This window comes from Nonomuraea dietziae (assembly GCF_014195505.1).
GTDB lineage: Bacteria > Actinomycetota > Actinomycetes > Streptosporangiales > Streptosporangiaceae > Nonomuraea > Nonomuraea roseola.
Genome location: NZ_JACIBV010000001.1, coordinates 6018323 through 6034173, shown reverse-complemented (window position 1 = coordinate 6034173; position 15851 = coordinate 6018323). Strand labels below are relative to the sequence as shown.

Here is a 15851-nt window from a genome sequence, read left to right as displayed (position 1 = left end):
TGCAATCACGTCTCCCAGAGGGCGCGACCCATCCGCGCCGCCGCCTCCGTCGCCAGACTTTCCGTGATGTGCGTATAGCGCTTCGTCGTGGTCAGTTGAGAGTGGCCGAGGATCGCCTGGACCACTCGGAGATCGACACCCAGCTCCAAGAGGAGCGTCGCGGCGGTGTGTCGGGCATCGTGGACCCTGGCGTCCTTGTCGATCTCGGCTTCCTTCAGGATCGCTTTCCACTCGTCCCAGTCGTCGCCAGCGTCGATGGGGCTTCCGTCCGGCATGCACCAGACGAGATCCCAGTCCTGCCACCGCTCCCCCGCGACTATCTTCTCCGCCTCCTGGGCCGCGCGGTGGAGCTTGAGCAGCTCGACGAGCGGCAGTGGCAGGGCGGTGGAGCGCTTGCCCTTGCCCTTCGGCTTCACGAACATCCAGCCGCCTACGCGATCGGGGCAGGCGACGGCGTGCTTGGCGCAGTCGGGCGCGCAGAACTTCGGGCACTCGCCGTTGTGCTTGGCGCAGTTGGTACGGCAGGTGGTGAGGCAGATGTGCCGGCGACCGGAGGTGCGCTTGGCCTTGGCACAGTCCTTCGGGCAGGGATAGCGGTGGAGCCTCTCGCCGCACGCGTGCGGATCAGTGCAGCCATGCCGGTAGCGGAGGCGCTTGATCTGCCAGAAGATCCGAATCACGCCTTTTGTTCAGGTCCACGTACTTCCACCGAGTGCCGAGCGACTCCGATTGCCGAAGGCCGAGGGCGAGCGCCACGGACCACCGTGTTCCCGTTCCGGTGGCCCTTGACCACGTCCAGGATTGCTTGAGCCTCTTCACGCAGGAGCGGTTCGATCTCGTTGTCCTCACCGGTTGGGGCATCGATCATCTGGCAGACGTTTCGGGTGATCAGTTCGCGACGTACGGCGAGCTTGAGCGCCCGAGAGAGGATGCGGTGAATCTGCAAGATCGTGTTGGGCGCGAGCCCCTCCTTGGTCAACCCCGCGTAGAAGGCGTCCAGGTGTTCTGGGCGCAACCGGTCGAGGCGGTGAGCACCAAGGCGCGGAATGATCCAGTGCTCTGCCTTGGGCCGGTTTGTGCTGTCGAGGGTCAACTGACTGACCCGCATGGGCGCGATCTCGTCGAGGTAGGTAGGTCCGCATCTACTCGGCGACCGTCGGGACGCGCCCCGGCTTGTCGATCAGGCCCGCGTCGCGCTGGGTCTCCAGCTTGCGCACCTTGGCCGTGACCTCCGTTTCCGTCTTGGCCTTGCGGTGGCGACGGTCGAGCGTGCCGTCTTCCTTGACGCCCATGGTCACGTAGCCGTGCCAGAGACCGTCCGAGCCCAGGAAGATCGACGAGCGTCCATGTGGTTTTATGGCCATCATGCGGCCTCCTCCTCCAGAGAGCGGGCGTAGTCGAGGAGCGCGGTGGCGGGAATGAGGCGATAGCCGTCGCGCTTGATCGAGCGAAGTTCACCTGACTTGATGAGCCGGAAGATCGCTGGGCGGCTGATGCCGAGGACCGTCGCCGCATCGTTGGGGCGGTAGAAGAGGCGTTCCATCACGCGGCCTCCCCTATTGCCGAAAGATCTTGACCGGCAGCTTGGGCTTCCAACTCGCGTAGGTCTACCGTGTGGCGCTTCGGACCCGGCCAATGGAGACCTTTGCCGCTGTCGCACCGGACCGGGACCCTTACACCAGCCTGGCGGTGCTTCACGAACTGGAGGACGAGGACGTGCGATCCGGCGTCTACACCGCCTTTGACGGCGCATCGGAGCTGCTGCACGGCCTGCCGCCGGGCTCGTGGGCGTTGGTGACCTCGAACTACGCTCATCGAGTCCGCGGGCGCTTCCTCCGCACCCGGTTGCCGATACCGGAGGTGATCGTAGACGCGGCCGCAGTAGAACAGGGCAAACCATCACCCGCCCCCTACCTGCTGGCCGCCGAGCGGTTCGGTGTCACACCGGAACACTGCCTTGTCGTTGAGGACGCTCCTTCCGGCGTGCAGGCCGGGCTGCGGGCGGGGATGACCGTATGGAACGTCAACACGCCTGTTGCCGTCGACGAAGCGCACCGTCACTTCGAAAGCCTGCGCGACGCGGTAAGCGACGTCCTGGCGTTCGTGTCCGGTGGGTAGACCTCGACGGTGGCGAGTGCTGACCTGCGGAGACTCCTTGGGAGACACGAGCGCGGGACGGCGAGCCAAGCTCCATTCACGCAGGTCAGATCCATATCCGTTGGATTTCCGGGATTGCTACCCGGGCCCCCAGACGCGCGAGCGGCGCGTGCATGCACGAGGGATGCCGCCGGAGTCACCCGTACCGCCGGAGGCGCCTCTGCACGACTGGGGATCGCGGGCATCAGGTGGTCCCAGCAGGTCTATGACCTGGCCGGATGACGTTTTCGGCAGGCGCAGAGCCATGGGGCCGCGCCCGACACACCTCGGCCACGCCTACCAGGACCTGCCCACCGCGCTGCGCCTCGTGGACCTCGCGGTGGGACGTGTGAATTCCGTGCTGGTCGACACGAAGATGTTCACCGGAGACCGCTTGCCGCGAACCGCTACGGCGTGATCGCGTCGGCGGCCTGGGGCGACGGCTTCAGTAGCCTCCATCCCAAGGGTGCCAGGGCCAGCCACATGCACAGGACCGCGAACGGCATGAGGGCCTGGCGACCGGGTCCGTCCAGCACTTCGTAGCCGATGAACAGGACCAGGGTGGCCAGGACGAGTGTCAGGGTCGTCGTGCTGATTCGCCTCAGGATGGCCAACTGAATGATCAGAGCCAGGAACCCCAGGTAGACAAGCTGGGTGCCGAATCCATACAGGATCGACTCGGCTGCGGGGATGCTTCGAATCTGCTGGTCCATGACCTCCCACTGCGCGCGAGTGTCGGTGGCGAATCCGACATACAGGTCGACGAGCATCTCGGCGATCGAGGCGGTGACGCTGATCAGTGCCACCGCCAGACTCACCCTGGCGAGGATCTGCCCGGCACCGCGGCTTCGGACCCGGCGAAACAGTTCGACGCAGGCGATGGCCAGCAGCACGAAACCGATGAGCCACACCGCATGCGCGATCGTCGACCATGGCTCGACTCCTTCGTTGCCGCCGAACCTCATGAAGGTCCAACCGCCGAGCTGCCCCACCGGCGCCAGGATGAGTGACCACCCGGCGATTCGATTCCAGATCATGGGCCCGACCCTAGAGTTGCAGAATTTTTTCTGCAAGTTTTTCTCTGCATGTAGTTTTCTGCAGAATTGCCTCGGCAGGGCTAGGCTGGTCGAATGTCAAGCGAACCGGTCATGCACACCCCGGCGGCGATGAAGGCGCTCGCCAGCCCACTGCGGCGAGAGATCCTCCGCCGCCTCGCCAATCACGGCCCAGCCACCTCCACCACGCTGGCCAAAGCCATGGGCCAGAACACCGGGACCACCAGCTACCACCTGCGGATGCTGTCCGACACCGGTTTCGTGACCGAGTTGCGCGACCGCGCCAAAGGGCGGGAACGCTGGTGGGACGTCGTTAAAGCCGACCGGCGGACGCCCCCCCGCGAAGAACTGACCAGTGCCGAACAAGACCTCGCCGAGCAACTGGGTGACTCCAAACTCGCCGAGGACCTCCGGCTGCTGTCAGCCTTCGCCCACAACCGGGACGAGGCTGGCGACTGGCAGCAGAGCTCCCGCGCCAGCACCTTTATGACCAAGGCGCAGCTCCAGGATTTCCACGAGGAGTACCTCAAACTGGTGCACCGCTTCGGCACCGACCGCGACAACGCACCCGCCGACGCCCGGATGATCCTGCTGCGCTGGATCGGTTTCCCCGACCCCCGCGGATCCTGATCCCCTCCGCCTCGACGCGGGGGTTGACGAACGCCGTGGTGGGCGGCATCGCGGTGGGCGCGCGGCTTCTTCTGGTCGAAGCCAATTTCGATGCCACAAGATCCGACTCTGGCAGGTCGAATAGATTGAGCCGCGCACAGAGACGCCAGCCGTGACTATTCCTGCCTGATTAGAGGAGTAGGCGGTGGCACGAGCTCGGGGTAGTGGCCGCGTTCGTCATCCTGCAGGTCGGCCGCATTCTTCTCACCGGCACCGCGGCAGATCGGGCACGCCCGATCCTGGTGGCACTCCGGGCAGCGCCGTCGGCCCCGCTCGCTGTGCGGTATCCAGCCGCGCCCGTAGCAGCACCGGCACCAGCCCAAGCCGTCGCACTCGTAGCACAACACATAGCCGGGGCTCAGCGTGTCGGCGGTCCGCAGGGGTTCGGGGCGGGTGAAAGGTTCCGGCGTGGCGAGCGCCATCTTCGGGGTTTCAGCGATGTACAGCACCACATCGGAGATCGTGGACACCCGAACCCTGATCATGACGTCCTCGCTCCGACCGGTGACGCAGTAGGCGTCGGCGACTTCCTCCTCCACCGCCCAACCCGCCGCGGCCAGCATCTCGGCCGCCCGCTGTGCCATCTCGGCCGGGGGCACGGTGTCGGGCCGGGCGCCACGCGACGTCATCCCATACGTGAATCTCAGCGGTTCATGCCAGTCGGCGACGGAAGGGTGGCCCAACTTCTGAGGGAAGACCGGTCGTCAGGCGCGGCACTGAGCAGGGACGTCGCCCGCCTGCGGTGACCTACGTGTCCTTCTTCCAGATCTGACTGCGCAGGTCCGTGCCCCGGATCACCTGGACCCGCCATGGTTCCAGCCGCAGCACGTGCAGCTTCGGGTCGCCTGGACTGGTCCAGAAGTTGCCCAGGTCGTAGCCCGCCCCACGGGGGCTGGTCCTGCGATACAGATCCCATACGCGACGCTTGACCTCGATGTCCTCCACCCATTCCGCTACCGTGTCGACGCTCACCGCGTTCTGGCGCGGCGTCCAGTACGAGAACGTGGTGTGCGGGTTCCCGGCCAGGTGGCCCGCCTTGACCGGCGTCTTGTAGGTCGCCAGCCAGCCCAGCGGCTCACCGTCCACCACCTCCCAGACCGGGATGAGCACCCGCGCGCGAGGACGGCCCTTCTTGTCCACCGTCGTCATGGTCGCGTAGACGATGTCGCCGATGTAGGCCTCGAAAGCGTCCTGGATCTCGCTGAACTTCGTCATGCCGTCTCCTCCAGCACCACTACCGGGATCTCGCCCCGTGCCGCGTCCGCGTAACGCTGGTAGACCGGCTCGCGTGCCACCAACTTCTTCCACAACTGTCGCCGCTCCGCGCCCCGGGCCGTGTGCGCCCGCACGCGCAACGTCCTGCCGTCCACCCGGACCTCGGCGTCCGGGTTGACCATCAGGTCCCGGTACCAGCCCGGCAGGTGCGGACCCGCCTCCGAGCCCGGCCCGACCAGAACCAGGTGGCCCCGGTCCTCTCCGTAGAAGTGGGTCGTCGTCCTCGGTCGCCCGGTCTTGCGACCCACCGTCGTGATCACGAGGTCGTTACTCATGGCCGCAGCATCGCCGAGGCGACTTCGGATTTCCTTCGGACCCTCTCAGGCCCGGATGCCACGTCCCGCGACGATGCCATGGTTGCTCGGTGGACGCTCATGGGGGCCTGACACGGCCAGGCATCGCGCGTTCGCGGCCGCGAACGACGAAGGACCCCCCGAGTGTTCTGGGGGCCTGGTGGTCGCGGCCGTCGAAGGGGAGGGCGCGGCCGGGTGAGCACCTTGCGTCATGCGGCGAGGCATCGAGGATGCGCTGGTTTCGACCGTCGTGGAGGCGCAGCCGAACAGCGACGCCCCAGCCGCTTCGGGCTCGTTGCGCCAGAGGGAGACGGCTCGTGCCGAAGGAGGGCAAGCTCTTGTGGGCCTTTTCGCACATACATTCGATCCCCTACTCTGTCGTCAGACATAACAGGCAGAACGACCTTGACCGGAGGATCAGTTGGGGGTCTTGTACGACTACTACAGGGCGGCTGACAGGCAGGCTGCCATGGCCGAGCCGGACAGGGGCCGTGCCGAGTCCGGGAGTACCGCTTTCGACGCTGTGGACGCCAAGGGGATCGATCCGGTGGTCATCCTTGGCCAGCTCGTCGCCCTCATCAGGGACGTGCCCTACGACTTGGATCTGGTCCGGACGATCACCCTCTACCCACCGCCCGAGGGCGGCCCAAAATCTCTTGACGAGTGGGAAGCCCTGCCGGAGGACTCGCCGTACAAGGAGGGGCCCGGTATCGAGGAGCTTCCTGCCGACGTACGGGACTCGCTGGCCGGCGTGCCTGACGCCCGGTTGGCCGATCTTGCCGAACGGTGGGGGCGGATCGAAGAGTTCTTCGGCCGCCCTGACGAGGGCTACCTGACGACACTGATGGGAGAGCTGCGAGAGCTCGCTCAACGGGCGCAAGCAGAAGACCAGATGATCTATTGCTGGACGTGCGTATAGGAACGTGTCGGCTCGCCCTGGAAGGCTCATCGAGCGGAATAGCCGGCCATCGGCGTTTCGCGCCGAGGACAAGCCCCCAGCGGGGCGCTCCGGTGGGCCCTGGGATGTTCGTCGCAGCCCTATCACTCCCTGTTCACGGTGCGACGTACTGGTCGTGCTTGGCGTACAGCTCGGTCCATTCCTCGTCGGTGAGCCGGCGGCCGGAGGCGACGATGTCGGCGAGCTCCTGGAAGTACGCCTCCCTGGGCGCGCCCGGCGTGAACAGCACCAGCATGGAAGCAGGTGCATCGGAGTTGTTGCTGAAGGCGTGGACCCCGCCTGGCGGCACGTACAGGAAGTCGCCCGGGGTCGCGTCCAGCCATCGCTCGCCGTTGTACAGCGACACGGTGCCCTCCAGGACGAAGAACGACTCGGAGATGGTCCGGTGAAAGTGGGCGCCGGGGCCGTTCGGGATCGCGGCCATGTCCCAGCGGTAGAGACCGAACTGGCCATCGGTGCTCGCCCCGGTCGCCAGATAGCCGACCCGGGACTTGTCTCCGATCGTGAGGTCCGGCGGCGCGGTGACGGGCCGGAAGGTTGCGTCGGCGATCCCGTGGTCCTTCAGGTATCGCGGCGGGGGGTAGGACATCGTTACTCGCTCCCAGCGGTGGATCGTTCTGAGCGGCATGACCCTACGTGTTGAAGAGGTCCCGCCGGGAGATCCAATTCCTGCCTGTCTGATTGCGCCAAATCTCCGGGGCGGCCGCAGTATGCACGGATCCGCAGCGTCCCGGGCGGTCGCGGCGGTCGTCCGGGACAGTCCCGTCCAGCGATCTCGCCCCGTGCGCTACGGGTCTCGGCGCCAACGCGACAAGGCCGTGGCGCCGCGCCCCCACTCCCCTGCCTTTCGACGCCTCGCGCCAGTCTTCCGCGATCGCGGGGGCCGCGCGCCGGCGCCGATCCCGGTGCGGGATGCTGTCCCCGGATACCGGATCTTGGAGGCGGACGTCCATGAGCGAGCGCGGGCACCCGGCCCTCCGTGTGCTGCGAGGTGTGGCGCTGACCCTCGCGGGGTTCGCGCTCCCCGCGGGAGGGATGTGGCTCGGCCACCACACCGGCATGTGGGGGCTCGGGGTGACCATGTGCGTACTCGGCGGCGTCTTCCTGATCGCGGGCCCTGTCCTGCACGCGGCGAACCGTGAGGCGAGGGCGAAGGCCGGGGTCGCGCTGCTGGCGCTGGGCATGCCGTTGCTGCTCCTCTCCTGCGGGATGCTCAAGGACGAGCTCGCCTTCGGCGACCTGACCAGGTACGGCACGACCGCCGTCTGCCCAGTCGTGGGCGCGAAGGCCATCGGGGACGAAGCGGACGCCACGGGCGCCACGACCTATGACTACACGCTGGCCTGCCCGGGAGGCGAGATCGAGCTCATCGACGACGCCTTGACCGCGCCCGGCACGACCAAGGAGGTCCGCTATGACCCGGCGGGCCGTACCTCCGCGGTGATGACCGGCTGGGACTACTACCACCACACCCAGAAGCTGCCGGTGATGCCGTGGGTCCTGGCGGGGCTGGTGGCGGCGACGGCGCTCTCGTGGGCGCTGGCCATCGTGTCCGCGCGCCCGCGCAGGCAGAGCGGCCCTGGTCCGGTCACTCGACCAGGACCGCCATAGTGGGGCACAGCATGGGTGGGCCATGAAGTGCGGCCGTGGCGGCCCCGGTTCGCGAATGTGAAGGTCATCGGCCGGCGCGTGACGGGACCTGGGCCGCGCTCGATCGGGCGGAGCCCTTCGGCCACAGGTAGGTGCCGGGGCGGCGCCGTTCCAGCCGGAGCGAGCCGAGGGTGAAGCGGCAGACCTGCTCCTTGACCCAAGCGGCGACCCGCCCGGTGAGGACCAGGTCGAGCGGAGAGTCGTCGTGGCGGACCGTCTGGATCACGCCGTCGCGGCGGCCGAGGCTGACGCACTGGATGAGGTACCTGAACCGGAACGCCGTGGCCGTACGGCCTGCGGCTCTGGCGTTGATGACGTCGGCGGCGTGGGCCGCGATCGGCATGCCGACGGCGCACGACATGCGGGAGGCTCCCGCGCCCGGGATCTCGACGGCCGCGGCGTCGCCGATCACGTAGACGTCGGGGTGCGACACCGATCTCAGCGTGTCGTCGACGACGGCTCGGCCGTGTTCGTCGACCGCGAGACCCGACGCGGCGGCCAGCGGCGGCACGGTGAACGATCCTGCCCAGACCACGACGTCGGCCCGGATGTCTCCCCGGTTCGTGAGCAGCCGTCCCGGTTCGACGGCGGCGACCCGGGTGTCGAGGTGCGTGGTGACGCCGAGCCCGGCCAGCGCTCTGGCGACGTGGGCTCTGCCCCTGGCCGAGAGCCCTGGCCCCGGCTCCCTGCCGGTCACGAGGCCGACCCGCCAGGAGGGGTAGGTCTCAGCCAGTTCGGCGGCCAGTTCGATGCCGGTCAGCCCGCCGCCGACGACGGTCAGGTCGCCGCTCCCGCCGTGCAGGCGGGCTCGTAGCTCGCCTGCCTTCTCGGGGGTGAAGGCGTGCTCGGCCACGCCGGGCAGGCTCACGTCGGTGCGGCTGCCGAGGGCGTAGACCAGCGTGTCGTAGCCGAACGCGCGCCCGTCGGCCGTGTGGACGAGCTTCGCCTCCAGGTCGAGGCCGCTCACCGTGGCGGTGACCGTGTCGATGCCGGTCCCGCGCGTCAGCTCCGCCAGCGGCACCGTGATGCTCGGCCTGCCGGCGGCGAGTTCGTGCAGCCTGATGCGCTGGCTGAAGTGCCCGTCAGCGCTGATCAGGGTGACGCGATGACTCCGGTCCAGCCGCAGCGCCGCCGTCGTCCCCGCGTATCCCGCTCCGATGACCACGATGTCCATGTCCGTCTCCTCATGGGTGCCTGCAGGGGGGACGACGTGGCGAGGCGAAACGTGAGAGTGATCCGTGTCACACGTGGCGGAGCTTGTGCGGGTTCCTGACGACGTCGATCTCGGTGACGCGCCCGTCGGCCACGGTGAAGGCCATCACGCTGTCCACCCCTCCGTCCGCGCCGCGGACCACCACGCCAGGAGCGCCGTTGACCTCGAGGAATTCGGCGGACATGCCGACGTACCAGCGCTCGACCATCCCCAGGAGCAGCCTGGCGACCTTCATGGCGCCGACGACGGGCACGAGCGCCACGGTGACGACGCCACCGCCGTCCGCCCGCCAGACGACCTCGGGGTCGAGGACGGCCACCAGGGCGGGCAGGTCGCCGGTGGTGGCGGCCGCGGCGAACGCCTCGACGACCTTCAGATGCGCCGAACGGTCGGACGTCCGTCGCGGCGCGTAGTCCTGCACCCGCCCGCGCGCCCGGGACGCCAGCTGCCTGACAGCATCGACGCTCCTGCCGAGAATCCGCGAGATCTCCTCGTACGGCACCGCGAAGACGTCGTGGAGGACGAGCGAGGTGCGTTCGGCGGGAGAGAGCCGCTCCATGACGGCGAGGAGCGCCAGGCTGACCGAATCGTCCATGGCCACCCGCTCGTCAGGCCCGAGCTCCTTGACCACCGGTTCGGGAAGCCATTCGCCGACGTACGTCTCCCTTCGGGAGCGGGCCGAGGTCAGGGAGTCGTAGCAGATCCTGCTCACCACCATGGTCAGGTAGGCGCGCTCGTCGGCGACCTCCCGCACGTCGACCTGCCGCCATCGCAGCCACGTTTCCTGGACGGCGTCGTCGGCGTCGACGGTCGTACCGAGGATCCGGTACGCGACACCCCACAGATGGCCGCGATGGGCCTCGAACCCCTCCACGGCCCCCGACTCTATGCCCGTCCGCCCGCCCCTGCGCCCCGGCGGCTTCGGCGTCCCGGCGGCGCCGGTGCGGAAGCCGACGTGGGCCGGTCGAGGTCGCCGTCATGAGTCGAGGACGGCCAGGTCGAGCTCCTGGAGGCGCGCAGGGTCGGCGATCACTTCGTACTCGGCGATCTTCCCGTCCCTGAACGTGAGGGTGAGGGCGAGGACAAGTCGTCCGTGCGGAGCCACGACGATTCCCACGGCTCCGTTCACGAGGGCCGGCTCCGCGAACCGGGCACGCTGCGCGAGGAGAAGCGTCTCCTCCACCACGGCTTCCACACCGCGAATCTCTGTCGGTACGCCCGGTGGCAGCGCGGCGGCGTCGGCCCTGCGCACGACGCCCGGGTCGAGGACCGCGAGAAGTCCGTTGATGTCCCGGCCACGTGAGGCGGCCAGGAAGGCCTCGACGACCCGGCGGTGCCAGGCGAGATCGGCGCCGGCCACTGTGGCGGCGCCTTTCACCCTTTGGCGGGCGCGACTGGCGAGCTTCTTGGTCGTGACCGATGACCGTCCCACGATGGGCGCGAGCTCGTCGAAGGGTACGGCGAACATGTCGTGCAGCACGAAGGCGATCCTCTCCGCGGGCGACAGCCTTTCCAGCACCACCAGCAGCGCTCGGCCGACCGAGTCGGCCAGCACCGCTTCGTGTTCGGGATCCGTCTGGCGTCCGCTCGTGCTCGGTTCGGGAACATTCCACCCCACGGGCTCGTCGCGTCGCGCCTTCCGGGAGCGAAGCATGTCGAGACACACGTGCGCGACGACGGCCGTCAGCCATCCCGCCAGGTTCTCGACACCGCTGACGTCGGAGCGGTTGAGCCGTAGCCAGGATTCCTGGACAGCGTCCTCGGCGTCGCTCAGTGAGCCGAGCATCCGGTAGGCAACCGCCTGCAAGTGGCCGCGATGGGCCTCGAACTGTTCCGCCAGAAAATCGTGCTCGTCCATCGGTCACCTTTCCTCGTCGCATTTCGTCATAGGCGATGGAGTGAGGTAGGGCTCGATGATCGAGCGTGTGGTCGCCTGCCGGCCAAGGCATGTGCCGTGCCTTTGACCTGCAGGGCCACGAGTGTAACCGGTCAAGGTTCACTCGCAGGGCCTGGGTTCGCCAGGCACCGGATGATGGGCGTCGCTCGTGGTGGCGGACGCCGTACAGCCCTTCGGCCCAGCTGAGGCGGGGCGAGAGGCGCAGCAATCCCAGCCGACGACTGAGCGTTCCTGGCCGCCTCGGTGCCGCCGAACGTCAGAGCCGTCGATGACGAAAAAGGAGAAGATCTCAAGTGAGTCTGTTCGTCGTGCGTTCCCGAGTCAGGGAAGAGAGCGTGCCCGCGGTCGAGGCCGGCATCGACAGGATGATCTCGGCTCTTACGCACGAGGCCCCTGAGGGCGTTCGGTACGCGTACTGCAAGCTTCCCGACGGTGTGACCTTCATGGCGCTACTGGAGCTCGCGGAAGGGACAGAGAATCCGCTGCCCGGTATCGCGGCCTGCAGGGAATTCCAGGAGAACCTCAGGAACCACTGGATCGATCAGCCCCAGGCCCCGGCCCCCGAGCCGCTCGAGGTCGTCGGATCGTTCGGGCTGTTCGAGTAGGCGCGGCCGGCAATGCGTGACTATCAGGAGGACGGCATGTTCGACGAGACTCAGGTGCGGGTCGCGGTGGCCTTTCACAGCGCCTACGGGCACACCGCCCGTCAGGCCGAGGCCGTGGCCGACGGCGCCAGGGCGGTGGAAGGGACGACGGTGGAACTGCTGGCGGTCGACGAGCTCGACGACGCGCTGTGGTCGAGCCTCGACGACGCGGACGCGATCGTGTTCGGCGCCCCGACCTACATGGGCAGCCCGTCGGCGGGTTTCAAGATCTTCGCGGAGGGGACCAGCGCCGTCCTGAAGGACAACCTGCGGTGGAAGGACAAGGTCGCGGCGGGGTTCACCAACAGCGGCTGCATGAGTGGTGACAAGCTCAACACCCTGGTCGACCTGGTGATGCTCGCCGCCCAGCACGGCATGATCTGGGTCGGGCTGGCCCAGCCCGGTGGATGGTCGAGCAGCGGCGGCTCGGTGGAGGACCTCAACCGGCTGGGCAGTTGGCTGGGTGCGATGGCCCAGTCCGACAGCGACGTCGGCCCGGACATCGCGCCGCCTGCCACCGACCTGCGGACGGCGAACGAACTCGGACGACGCGTGGCCATCGTCACCCGGGCGTACCGACGCGGCGCCGATCTCGAGCAGGTCGCGGCCCACCAGGCCGTCTCGGCCTGATCCGGCCGCTCGGGAGCGCCGTCTCCGGCGAGACGGCCGTTCAGAAGCGCCGTCCCCGGCGGGACGGCGCTCCCTGGCGGCACGCACATGGCATGTTCTCGGCGCTTACGCCTCTTTCAGCCAGGGTGCGGCGTCAACGCCTCCTGCGAGGGTGGGAAAGAGCTTCGGAATGGGGTGAGGCGAATCGCGTCCCCACCCCCGATGGCCTGATTCCGAACCTCAGCCGTTGCTGCAGCGGGTCCCCAGCGTGCCGTCCGAGAACTCCGCCGTCGTTCGAACGCACACGATGACATCGGAGAAATCCGCCGCGGCGAGTGCGCTGCTCGCACCCGTCAGCGAGGCGCCACACACAGCAATTCCGACCACGATCCAGCCGATCATCTTCTTCATGTCCGCGTCCTCTCAGAGCGTGCTATTGCACTGGTTGTTTCATTTCAAGGATGGCGTGGGCGACGAATGATTTGTAGATCGACGAGTGGCAGGATGCTGCGCGGGAAAAGGCAGCATCATGCAATGGGAAGCCCCGGCATCATGTGTTTCTCATCAGATCCCTATGGGCCATGGACCTGGTGACGCGGCGAGGAAATGGGCTGCCGCCCTCCGCTGAGAGCGGTGAGGCTCCGTCTGTCTGCTTCCCGGCTAGTTTGTGCTCCGTGGTCACCAGGCACGCGGGACGGAGCACGCGGGGAGCGGACATGCAGGGCCACGCCATGTCCGTACTCGGCCTGACCGGCGCCGAGGAGGACGTCTACCGCTACTTCCTGCGCCATCCACGCACGCCTGCGCGCGCCATCCACGGGGTGTTCTCCTTCGGCGAGCAGAGAGCGACGCGGGTGATCTCGCGCCTGCGAGACCTGCGGCTCCTGCACGGGGACGACGAGAGCACATGGGCGACGGAGCCATGCGTGGCCGTGCCGCGTCTGGTGGAGGAGCAGCTGGAGGCGATGCACCGGACGATGCGTCAGCTCACCGACCCATGGCCCGTACTGCGCTCGCTGCAGCGCGACCGGCAGGACCCGGTGCCGCAGCTCTCCGGGACGGCCGACGGCCCTGGCGCGGCGCTCCGCCGGCTGGAAGACCTCCGGGAGGTGCGCGCCCACATCGACGAGCTGGCCTTCGGCGTCCAGGAAGAGGTACTGGTGGCCGAACCCTACGACGCGCTGTCTCCGGAGAGCATGGCGCACGGGCGGCCCATCGACGTCCGCTGTCTGCGGCGCGGCGTACGCATCCGCAATCTCGTGCGCGCCTCCGCCCTGGAGGATCCGGCGAGCCTGAGCCACCTGCGGGGTCTGCACGCCGACGGTGCGCGGATCAGGGTGGCGGACGAGCTGTCGGAACTGGTGCTGGTCTACGACCGCCACACGGCACTGCTCCCGATCGACCTCCACGACACCGCCAGAGGCGCCCTTCGCATCGAGGAGAGCACTCTGGTGGGCAGCGTCATCAGCCTCTTCGAGAGAATGTGGGCGGCGGCGACGGACTTCGCCGAGCTGACGGCCCCCGGCGCCGGGCAACTCGCCCTGCTCTCCGAGGCGCAGCAGCGTGTGCTCACCTTCATGTGCACCGTGAGCAAGGACGAGGTGGGCGCCCAGCGGGCCGGTATGTCGCTGCGCACCTACCGGCGGCACATAGCGGACCTGCTGCGCATGCTCGACGCCGGCAACCGGGCACAGGCGGCGTTGATGGCGCGCGAGCGGGGCTGGGTGTGACCCCTGCGCCGGAGTTCCCGCTGGCGGACGCCGCCAGCCGAGCGCAGCGGGGCCGTGTGGCCGGGCGGCGAAGGCGGAGCCCCGCCCCGGACGCTCCGGGACGGGGCTCGTGGCCTCGGTCAGCTTTCCAGGTCATGGGCCAGGCGCAGCCACGTGGCGAACAGGTCGGGGTCGATGTCGGCCGGAGTGCGGAGCTTGACGGCGGCCATCTGCCGGGCGGCCGGCTCCAGGCGGCCGGAGGGATCGGAGATCTCCTGGCCTCGCCACAGACCGAACGTCACGTAGGAGGGGTAGGCCTTGAAGTAGGCCACCGGGGTCTTGCCAGGGGCCGGGCCAAGGCTCCAGACCGGGTGCCCGTGCCAGACCGCACCCGGCTGAGGAAGCGCGGCGTCGACGATGGCCTGCAGTTCTTCGGCGATCTCGCGCAGGGGCTGGTCGAGGGCGGCGGCGTACTCGGTGACAGTGGTGGGCTTGGTCATCTCAGGCTCCCTGGGCGGGCTGGTAGTGGAGGTTCAGGACGCCGGTCCTGAAGGTGGTCGAACCGACAAGCTTGAGCGGCAGGCGACCGGTGCTCTCGTCGAACAGCCGGGTTCCGGTGCCGAGCACGATCGGGTGGACCATCAGGTGGAGGTCGTCGATGAGGCCTGCCCGCAGCAGCGCCCTGGTCAGCGTGATGCTGCCGGTGACGCTGATGTTCCTGCCGGGCAGCTTTCTGATCTTCTCCAGCTCGCCGATCACGTCCGCGCTGATCAGGGTGGAGTTGTTCCACTCGGCCGTCTGGAGGGTGGTGGAGACGACCAGCTTGCGGATGTCGTTCAGTTGGTCGGCCATCTCGCCGGTTTGGTGGGGCCAAACCGCGGCGAAGGACTCGTAGGTGGCCCGGCCCAGCAGGAGGGTGTCCGCCTCGGCCTGGATCGCCATGACCGCCGCGCCCATCTCGTCGTTCATGTAGGGGAAGTGCCACGTCTCGGGCGACTCGACGACGCCGTCCAGCGAGACGAACAGCCCAGCGACGATCTTTCTCATGGTCTCTCCTCGGGGACGAAGTGGTGGGTGGTTCAGGCGGACGTGCGGAAGCGGGCGGCGACCAGGGAGATCCAGCCCATCGCGATCATGACCCCGGTGGCGAGCGTCACCGAGGCGGCGTGCCCGCCGGTGATCGCCCAGCCGTCACCCAGGATCAGGGCCACACCGGCCAGGCGGGAGAGGACGGCCATGCCGCCGGCGCCGGTGCGGGTGAAGTACCGGCCGAGGACGAAGCAGGGCCGCGGCGAAGGCGATGAACGTGATCGACCCTGCGACCATGTGCATGACGGCGTGCCAGCTCATCGTCGCCGGCGGCCCGGCCGGAGTGCCCACGGGGAAGCCGTCTCCGGGATCCATGACGAAGACGCCCGCTCCGATCATCCCGATGCCGGCGATCCGGGTCAGGCGCGGCACCCAGGTGCCGCCGGGCTTGCCGTACAGGGCTCTGCGGAAGCCGAAGGAGCCGGCGATGAGCAACGAGCCGACGATCAGGAAGTTGGTGATCTGGATCCACCCGAGCGAGCCTGTGGCGAGCTGGCTGAAGGGGTGGCGGACCAGGTCGAAGCCCTCGCGGGTGAACGCCTGCGTCAGGGCGACCACGGTCCAGACGGGCATGGCGGCCGCCGCGGCGGTGAGGAGCGTGCGGGTGGAGGCCTTGCCGCGGGTGATGGTGGTGGTGGTCATGTTCCCTGTTCC

At 68.3% G+C, this 15851-nt stretch carries 24 protein-coding genes; 7 read left to right on the top strand and 17 right to left on the bottom strand.

Annotated features, from left to right (window positions below; translation table 11 throughout):
- Positions 1-5: 5 nt before the first annotated feature.
- Genes FHR33_RS52830 through FHR33_RS28945 form a run of 4 tightly spaced genes read right to left on the bottom strand, consistent with a single transcriptional unit; the run spans position 6 to position 1543 of the window.
- The gene (locus tag FHR33_RS52830) at positions 6-680 is read right to left on the bottom strand and encodes a tyrosine-type recombinase/integrase (protein ID WP_312895765.1); all 675 of its coding nucleotides are present in this window, start codon (positions 678-680) and stop codon (positions 6-8) included.
- Complete coding sequence (locus tag FHR33_RS49245; protein WP_221241290.1) at positions 677-1108, bottom strand: site-specific integrase; 432 nt, start codon at positions 1106-1108, stop codon at positions 677-679. The genes FHR33_RS52830 and FHR33_RS49245 overlap by 4 nt, the downstream gene beginning before the upstream one ends.
- 34 nt (positions 1109-1142) lie before the next feature.
- The gene (locus tag FHR33_RS49240; protein WP_221241289.1) at positions 1143-1367 is read right to left on the bottom strand and encodes a hypothetical protein; all 225 of its coding nucleotides are present in this window, start codon (positions 1365-1367) and stop codon (positions 1143-1145) included.
- A complete protein-coding gene (locus tag FHR33_RS28945; RefSeq protein WP_183654191.1) occupies positions 1364-1543 on the bottom strand; it encodes a helix-turn-helix domain-containing protein in 180 nt (59 codons plus the stop codon). Before FHR33_RS28945 ends, FHR33_RS49240 begins: the two co-directional genes overlap by 4 nt.
- A 92-nt stretch (positions 1544-1635) precedes the next feature.
- Between FHR33_RS28945 and FHR33_RS28940 the strand changes: the two genes are divergently transcribed.
- A complete protein-coding gene (locus FHR33_RS28940; RefSeq protein ID WP_183654188.1) occupies positions 1636-2118 on the top strand; it encodes an HAD family hydrolase in 483 nt (160 codons plus the stop codon).
- Between the two features lie 425 nt (positions 2119-2543).
- On the opposite strand, the gene FHR33_RS28935 is transcribed toward FHR33_RS28940, so the two are convergent.
- Positions 2544-3173: a hypothetical protein gene (locus tag FHR33_RS28935; protein ID WP_183654185.1), complete on the bottom strand. Its 630-nt coding sequence runs from the start codon at positions 3171-3173 to the stop codon at positions 2544-2546.
- A 93-nt stretch (positions 3174-3266) separates the two neighbouring features.
- Here FHR33_RS28935 and FHR33_RS28930 point away from each other — a divergent pair, with 93 nt between their 5' ends.
- The gene (locus tag FHR33_RS28930) at positions 3267-3821 is read left to right on the top strand and encodes an ArsR/SmtB family transcription factor (RefSeq protein WP_221241288.1); all 555 of its coding nucleotides are present in this window, start codon (positions 3267-3269) and stop codon (positions 3819-3821) included.
- A 155-nt stretch (positions 3822-3976) separates the two neighbouring features.
- Here the strand turns inward: FHR33_RS28930 and FHR33_RS28925 are convergent, their stop codons facing one another.
- From FHR33_RS28925 to FHR33_RS28915, 3 genes are all read right to left on the bottom strand, one after another.
- Complete coding sequence (locus tag FHR33_RS28925; protein ID WP_183654182.1) at positions 3977-4489, bottom strand: hypothetical protein; 513 nt, start codon at positions 4487-4489, stop codon at positions 3977-3979.
- 118 nt (positions 4490-4607) lie between these two features.
- Entirely contained in the window at positions 4608-5075 is a 468-nt protein-coding gene (locus FHR33_RS28920) for a pyridoxamine 5'-phosphate oxidase family protein (protein ID WP_183654180.1), read from the bottom strand.
- A complete protein-coding gene (locus FHR33_RS28915; RefSeq protein WP_312896018.1) occupies positions 5072-5440 on the bottom strand; it encodes a nitroreductase/quinone reductase family protein in 369 nt (122 codons plus the stop codon). Before FHR33_RS28915 ends, FHR33_RS28920 begins: the two co-directional genes overlap by 4 nt.
- A gap of 418 nt (positions 5441-5858) precedes the next feature.
- On the opposite strand from FHR33_RS28915, the gene FHR33_RS28910 reads away from it, so the two are divergent.
- On the top strand, positions 5859-6347 hold the full coding sequence (locus tag FHR33_RS28910; RefSeq protein WP_183654174.1) for a hypothetical protein: 489 nt from the start codon (positions 5859-5861) through the stop codon (positions 6345-6347).
- Between the two features lie 133 nt (positions 6348-6480).
- Here the strand turns inward: FHR33_RS28910 and FHR33_RS28905 are convergent, their stop codons facing one another.
- The gene (locus FHR33_RS28905; protein WP_183654170.1) at positions 6481-6975 is read right to left on the bottom strand and encodes a cupin domain-containing protein; all 495 of its coding nucleotides are present in this window, start codon (positions 6973-6975) and stop codon (positions 6481-6483) included.
- A 362-nt stretch (positions 6976-7337) separates the two neighbouring features.
- On the opposite strand from FHR33_RS28905, the gene FHR33_RS28900 reads away from it, so the two are divergent.
- On the top strand, positions 7338-7997 hold the full coding sequence (locus FHR33_RS28900) for a hypothetical protein (RefSeq protein WP_183654167.1): 660 nt from the start codon (positions 7338-7340) through the stop codon (positions 7995-7997).
- 64 nt (positions 7998-8061) lie between these two features.
- On the opposite strand, the gene FHR33_RS28895 is transcribed toward FHR33_RS28900, so the two are convergent.
- The 3 genes from FHR33_RS28895 to FHR33_RS28885 form a co-directional block, all read right to left on the bottom strand.
- The gene (locus FHR33_RS28895) at positions 8062-9210 is read right to left on the bottom strand and encodes an NAD(P)/FAD-dependent oxidoreductase (RefSeq protein WP_183654164.1); all 1149 of its coding nucleotides are present in this window, start codon (positions 9208-9210) and stop codon (positions 8062-8064) included.
- A 67-nt stretch (positions 9211-9277) separates the two neighbouring features.
- Positions 9278-10123 (bottom strand): RNA polymerase sigma factor SigJ, encoded by an 846-nt coding sequence (gene sigJ, locus FHR33_RS28890; protein ID WP_312895764.1) that lies wholly within the window; start codon positions 10121-10123, stop codon positions 9278-9280.
- A gap of 102 nt (positions 10124-10225) precedes the next feature.
- On the bottom strand, positions 10226-11107 hold the full coding sequence (locus tag FHR33_RS28885) for a sigma-70 family RNA polymerase sigma factor (RefSeq protein WP_183654161.1): 882 nt from the start codon (positions 11105-11107) through the stop codon (positions 10226-10228).
- Between the two features lie 332 nt (positions 11108-11439).
- Here FHR33_RS28885 and FHR33_RS28880 point away from each other — a divergent pair, with 332 nt between their 5' ends.
- Both FHR33_RS28880 and FHR33_RS28875 read left to right on the top strand, forming a co-directional pair.
- Positions 11440-11751 carry a hypothetical protein gene (locus tag FHR33_RS28880; protein ID WP_183654158.1) on the top strand — a complete coding sequence of 104 codons (312 nt, stop codon included), beginning with the start codon at positions 11440-11442 and terminating at the stop codon, positions 11749-11751.
- Positions 11752-11787: 36 nt separating this feature from the next.
- The gene (locus FHR33_RS28875) at positions 11788-12420 is read left to right on the top strand and encodes a flavodoxin family protein (protein ID WP_183654155.1); all 633 of its coding nucleotides are present in this window, start codon (positions 11788-11790) and stop codon (positions 12418-12420) included.
- Between the two features lie 219 nt (positions 12421-12639).
- Here the strand turns inward: FHR33_RS28875 and FHR33_RS28870 are convergent, their stop codons facing one another.
- Positions 12640-12810, bottom strand: coding sequence for a hypothetical protein (locus tag FHR33_RS28870; RefSeq protein ID WP_183654152.1), 171 nt, complete (start codon positions 12808-12810; stop codon positions 12640-12642).
- Between the two features lie 305 nt (positions 12811-13115).
- Between FHR33_RS28870 and FHR33_RS28865 the strand changes: the two genes are divergently transcribed.
- Entirely contained in the window at positions 13116-14129 is a 1014-nt protein-coding gene (locus FHR33_RS28865; protein ID WP_183654149.1) for a helix-turn-helix domain-containing protein, read from the top strand.
- 119 nt (positions 14130-14248) lie between these two features.
- On the opposite strand, the gene FHR33_RS28860 is transcribed toward FHR33_RS28865, so the two are convergent.
- Genes FHR33_RS28860 through FHR33_RS28850 form a run of 4 tightly spaced genes read right to left on the bottom strand, consistent with a single transcriptional unit; the run spans position 14249 to position 15839 of the window.
- Entirely contained in the window at positions 14249-14608 is a 360-nt protein-coding gene (locus FHR33_RS28860) for a DUF1801 domain-containing protein (protein WP_183654147.1), read from the bottom strand.
- Position 14609: 1 nt separating this feature from the next.
- Positions 14610-15155 carry a dihydrofolate reductase family protein gene (locus FHR33_RS28855; RefSeq protein ID WP_183654144.1) on the bottom strand — a complete coding sequence of 182 codons (546 nt, stop codon included), beginning with the start codon at positions 15153-15155 and terminating at the stop codon, positions 14610-14612.
- A gap of 32 nt (positions 15156-15187) precedes the next feature.
- Positions 15188-15319, bottom strand: a complete 132-nt coding sequence (locus FHR33_RS51945; protein ID WP_281388185.1) for a hypothetical protein — start codon at positions 15317-15319, stop codon at positions 15188-15190.
- Complete coding sequence (locus FHR33_RS28850) at positions 15300-15839, bottom strand: DUF998 domain-containing protein (RefSeq protein ID WP_246452161.1); 540 nt, start codon at positions 15837-15839, stop codon at positions 15300-15302. Before FHR33_RS28850 ends, FHR33_RS51945 begins: the two co-directional genes overlap by 20 nt.
- Between the last annotated feature and the right edge of the window lie 12 nt (positions 15840-15851).

Excerpts from the sequence above, each read along its gene's own strand:
- FHR33_RS49245 (WP_221241290.1), bottom strand. The coding sequence starts at position 1,108 with ATGCGGGTCAGTCAGTTGACCCTCGACAGCACAAACCGGCCCAAGGCA.
- FHR33_RS49240 (WP_221241289.1), bottom strand. The coding sequence starts at position 1,367 with ATGATGGCCATAAAACCACATGGACGCTCGTCGATCTTCCTGGGCTCG.
- FHR33_RS28945 (WP_183654191.1), bottom strand. The coding sequence starts at position 1,543 with ATGGAACGCCTCTTCTACCGCCCCAACGATGCGGCGACGGTCCTCGGC.
- FHR33_RS28940 (WP_183654188.1), top strand. The coding sequence starts at position 1,636 with ATGGAGACCTTTGCCGCTGTCGCACCGGACCGGGACCCTTACACCAGC.
- FHR33_RS28935 (WP_183654185.1), bottom strand. The coding sequence starts at position 3,173 with ATGATCTGGAATCGAATCGCCGGGTGGTCACTCATCCTGGCGCCGGTG.
- FHR33_RS28930 (WP_221241288.1), top strand. The coding sequence starts at position 3,267 with ATGTCAAGCGAACCGGTCATGCACACCCCGGCGGCGATGAAGGCGCTC.
- FHR33_RS28925 (WP_183654182.1), bottom strand. The coding sequence starts at position 4,489 with ATGACGTCGCGTGGCGCCCGGCCCGACACCGTGCCCCCGGCCGAGATG.
- FHR33_RS28920 (WP_183654180.1), bottom strand. The coding sequence starts at position 5,075 with ATGACGAAGTTCAGCGAGATCCAGGACGCTTTCGAGGCCTACATCGGC.
- FHR33_RS28905 (WP_183654170.1), bottom strand. The coding sequence starts at position 6,975 with ATGTCCTACCCCCCGCCGCGATACCTGAAGGACCACGGGATCGCCGAC.
- FHR33_RS28900 (WP_183654167.1), top strand. The coding sequence starts at position 7,338 with ATGAGCGAGCGCGGGCACCCGGCCCTCCGTGTGCTGCGAGGTGTGGCG.
- FHR33_RS28895 (WP_183654164.1), bottom strand. The coding sequence starts at position 9,210 with ATGGACATCGTGGTCATCGGAGCGGGATACGCGGGGACGACGGCGGCG.
- FHR33_RS28885 (WP_183654161.1), bottom strand. The coding sequence starts at position 11,107 with ATGGACGAGCACGATTTTCTGGCGGAACAGTTCGAGGCCCATCGCGGC.
- FHR33_RS28875 (WP_183654155.1), top strand. The coding sequence starts at position 11,788 with ATGTTCGACGAGACTCAGGTGCGGGTCGCGGTGGCCTTTCACAGCGCC.
- FHR33_RS28870 (WP_183654152.1), bottom strand. The coding sequence starts at position 12,810 with ATGAAGAAGATGATCGGCTGGATCGTGGTCGGAATTGCTGTGTGTGGC.
- FHR33_RS28865 (WP_183654149.1), top strand. The coding sequence starts at position 13,116 with ATGCAGGGCCACGCCATGTCCGTACTCGGCCTGACCGGCGCCGAGGAG.
- FHR33_RS28860 (WP_183654147.1), bottom strand. The coding sequence starts at position 14,608 with ATGACCAAGCCCACCACTGTCACCGAGTACGCCGCCGCCCTCGACCAG.
- FHR33_RS28855 (WP_183654144.1), bottom strand. The coding sequence starts at position 15,155 with ATGAGAAAGATCGTCGCTGGGCTGTTCGTCTCGCTGGACGGCGTCGTC.
- FHR33_RS28850 (WP_246452161.1), bottom strand. The coding sequence starts at position 15,839 with ATGACCACCACCACCATCACCCGCGGCAAGGCCTCCACCCGCACGCTC.